Here is a 1934-nt window from a genome sequence, read left to right on the forward strand (position 1 = left end):
CAGGTGGCCTTCAATTTGGTTGGTGAGCCAAACTCGAGTGCCGATGTTGAGTTCCATCATCAGATCATTTTTATTGCCTTCATCGTTACTGCTACGGACACTATGGACTAGCATTTGACCATAGATATCAGCAAATGGATTGATCGGGCCATTAAAGCCAATACCGCCAGCGGCATCCCAATCACCTTCAAAGCGAGAATCAATCCGAGCAATAACGTGCGAGTTTTCTGTAAAATAGGTGTTGAATTCTGCCCCCATCGATTCAGGATTTAAGGCGGTTCTTACTTCAAAGAAATTGTAGTCAAAATTATTCGCTGAAGCGGTGGTGGGAAGAAGCGTCGATAAAAGTAAAACACCAGCTAAAGAGGTTATTTTGAGCATATTAGATTCATCCTAAAACGAGGAAAGCGTAAAGATACAACAATGTTATGCCAATTTCAGGCCATTTCTGTAAATTATTCCATTTTATCACAGAGATTAGGGTTAAAATAGGCACGACTGGTGGTTGTGTTCTGTTTATAACAACGCCAATACATATTAATTGCACGATACGAGTAAACAATGAAAAAACGAATTTACATGCTCATCGCCTTGCTTCTTAGCCCGATGGTTTGGGCACAAGAAACCGTCCATATTTATGCTGCGTCCTCAATGACCAATGCGGTTAATGATCTTATTCGTCTTTATCAATCGCACCATGATACTAAAGTTGTTGCGGTATTTGGGGGGTCTTCATCTTTGGCTCGACAAATTGAACATGGCGCGCCAGCTGACGTGTTTCTCTCCGCAAATGATGACTGGATGACGTACCTTATAGGAAAAAATAAGGTGCAGGAAGCGCAGGTGGCGTTATTAGCCAGTAATCAAGTGGTCTTGATCCAGCCGGCTAATTTAAATTTAACGGCGTTTGATGTGGCAGACTCTCAGCAATGGACACAACGTTTAACTGGGGAACGTTTGGCTGTTGGTAATACAGATGCCGTTCCGATTGGTATTTATTCTAAACAGGTACTTACAACCCTAGGTGTTTGGGATACCGTGCGCTCACGGTTGGCGCAAACAAATAATGTTCGTTTGGCGTTAGCTTTAGTTGAACGGGGAGAAGCTCCGCTAGGCATGGTATATAAAACCGACGCGTTGACGAGTAACAAGGTTGCGATTGTGCTAGAGTTTGACAGCGCTTTACATTCTCCAATCCACTATCCGGTGGCTCAATTGAATAATAAACCAAGCAGTGCTTCATTCATGACCTTTTTAACTTCTTCTGATGCAAAAGGCATCTTAACCTCTTATGGTTTTAATACGGATATAGCGCATGAACAATTTGCTCAGTGACTATGAGTGGATGGCCTTACAACTGAGCTTAAAAGTGGCAGGTTATACCGTATTATGGTTACTGCCGATTGGTGTATTCCTTGCGTGGGTACTGGCTCGCAAAACCTTTATCGGTAAGTCTTTGCTAGATAGTGTGATTCACCTTCCATTGGTCTTGCCACCGATTGTGGTTGGCTATCTGTTGTTAATTTCAATGGGGAGCCAAGGTTTTATCGGCCAATGGTTTGCGGCTTGGTTGGGTTTGTCGTTTAGTTTTAGTTGGCGGGGTGCAGTTTTAGCTTGTGTGGTTATCGCGTTACCTTTGATGGTTCGAGCCATTCGTTTAAGTATCGAAAACGTAGATCCTAAGCTAGAACAAGCCGCTCGAACTTTAGGTGCTTCGCAAGCGAAAGTGTTTGTTACCATTACGCTTCCCTTGATATTACCGGGGATTATTACCGGTACCATGCTTTCATTTGCGCGTAGTTTAGGTGAGTTTGGTGCAACCATTAGTTTTGTCTCTAATATTCCGGGTGAAACACAAACTTTACCTTTAGCGATGTACAACTTTTTAGAAACGCCAGGGGCAGAGATGGAAGCGGCTCGTCTATGTCTGATTT

Annotated in this window: 3 protein-coding genes; 2 read left to right on the forward strand and 1 reads right to left on the reverse strand. The window is 43.1% G+C overall.

Annotated features, from left to right (window positions below; translation table 11 throughout):
* The coding region (locus B7C60_RS01470; protein WP_245868373.1) for a hypothetical protein at nucleotides 1-381 on the reverse strand (381 nt) is incomplete at its 3' end.
* A gap of 180 nt (nucleotides 382-561) precedes the next feature.
* Between B7C60_RS01470 and modA the strand changes: the two genes are divergently transcribed.
* Entirely contained in the window at nucleotides 562-1335 is a 774-nt protein-coding gene (gene modA, locus B7C60_RS01475) for a molybdate ABC transporter substrate-binding protein (RefSeq protein ID WP_099610125.1), read from the forward strand.
* Nucleotides 1316-1934, forward strand: a 619-nt coding sequence (gene modB, locus B7C60_RS01480; RefSeq protein WP_245868374.1) for a molybdate ABC transporter permease subunit, incomplete at its 3' end; no start/stop codon positions are given. The genes modA and modB, both read left to right, overlap by 20 nt.

This window comes from Vibrio fujianensis, from assembly GCF_002749895.1.
In the GTDB taxonomy this organism is placed as follows: Bacteria; Pseudomonadota; Gammaproteobacteria; order Enterobacterales; family Vibrionaceae; genus Vibrio; species Vibrio fujianensis.

Bases quoted from the DNA above. Each gene is read 5' to 3' on its own strand.
- modA (WP_099610125.1), top strand. From the start codon at position 562: ATGAAAAAACGAATTTACATGCTCATCGCCTTGCTTCTTAGCCCGATG.